Consider the following 1,487-nt stretch of genomic DNA (forward strand, 5'->3'; position numbering starts at 1 on the left):
CGCCGTGGCGGCGCTGTATTGCACGGCGCTCGGCGCGGTGCTGGTCATCGCCGCCGTGGTGGTGCTGGTTCGCGGGCACCACAGCGCGCTTGCTCGCACAATTGGGGACACGCTGCTGTGGGCCGCAGCGGTGCCGGCGGCCGTTGGTGGTGCCGCGGCCGTTCCCGGCCCCGTGGGGGCACCGCATGCCGCGCTGGGGTTGGCCGCGATATCGGCTGCCGCCATTTTGATGGTCCGGTTTACCGGCCGTCATGTTGCGCTGGGAACCGCGGTCATCACGGCGGGGCTGGCTGGGGCCGTAGTGGCGATGGTGCGGATGGCGCTGGTGACTTCGGCGCCGATCCTGTTGAGCGTGCTGCTGCTGGTGTCGATGGTGGCGATGCATCTGGCGCCGACGGTGGCACGGTTGGCCGGGGGGATCCGGTTGCCGGTGTTCCCGTCGGCTACCGGCCGCTGGATATTTGAGACGCGCCCGGATCTACCGGCCGAGAAGGTGGTGGCGAGCGGCGAATTGACCACCTTGGACGGCCCTGAGTCGGTGCGCGATGTGACGGTGTCGACCGACCGTGCGCGCGCCCACCTGAGCGGGCTGTTGGTGGCCACCGCGGGGCTGGTGGTGCTGTGTTGTGTGGCGTTGTGCGATCCGCACGCGCCCCGGCGCGCACTGCTGGTGGTGTTGGCGGGGCTGGTCGCGGTCGCGGTGCTGCTGCGGGGCCGCTCATTCACCGACCGGTCGCAGGCGACGCTGCTAGCCCTGGCAGGTGTGGCTATCGCAACCGGTGTGGCCGGGCGCTACGTGGTGGGGCTCGCGACGTTGCCGGCGCTGTTGATCGGGGTGTCAATGATTGTGGCGGTGCCGGTGGCCGGCCTGATTGCGGCGGTAGTGGTGCCCCGGCGCTTCTACACGCCGACGTTTCGCAAGGTGGTGGAGTGGATTGAATACGTGTGTTTGACCGCGATCTTCCCGTTGGCGTTTTGGCTGATGGGTGTGCTGACCGCTATCCGGTACCGGTAACGAGCGGGGTGCGGGTGAAAACAGAGAAGATGATCGCGGCCGCGGCCAGTGTGGTCGCCGTCGGTAGCGCGGCGTTGTGGGTGGCCCCGCCGGCGTTGGCGGTCAGCCCGCCGGAGATCGACCTGGGGGCGCTGCCGGCTGATGGGCCGCCGGGTCCGGATCAGCCGATGCGCCAGGGCACGTACTGCACAAGGGTCGGCACCCTGCCCGGCACCGACTACCGGGTGCAGCCACATTTCATGGACATGCTCGATGTGGCCGAGGCGTGGCGCTTGGGCCGCGGCGGCGGGGTGAAGGTGGCGGTCATCGACACCGGTGTGAGCCCGCATCCGCGGCTGACCAACTTGGTCGGCGGCGGAGATTACGTGGAGGCCGGCGGTGATGGACTGACCGACTGCGACGCGCACGGCACCATTGTGGCCTCGCTGATCGCCGCCCAGCCCGCCGACGGCAAGACGGTGCTGCCCCCGCC

The 1,487-nt window shown here is 69.9% G+C and carries 2 protein-coding genes; both read left to right on the forward strand.

Translation table 11 applies throughout. The features are described 5' to 3' along the window. Positions 1-1,015: type VII secretion integral membrane protein EccD (eccD, locus tag AO501_RS14945; RefSeq protein WP_055578469.1), on the forward strand; the 1,015-nt coding region annotated here is incomplete at its 5' end. 29 nt (positions 1,016-1,044) lie between these two features. Continuing rightward, a partial coding sequence (locus tag AO501_RS14950; RefSeq protein ID WP_231752495.1) for a S8 family serine peptidase occupies positions 1,045-1,487 on the forward strand: 443 nt, incomplete at its 3' end.

Source organism: Mycobacterium gordonae (assembly GCF_001417955.2).
Taxonomy (GTDB): Bacteria; Actinomycetota; Actinomycetes; order Mycobacteriales; family Mycobacteriaceae; genus Mycobacterium; species Mycobacterium gordonae_B.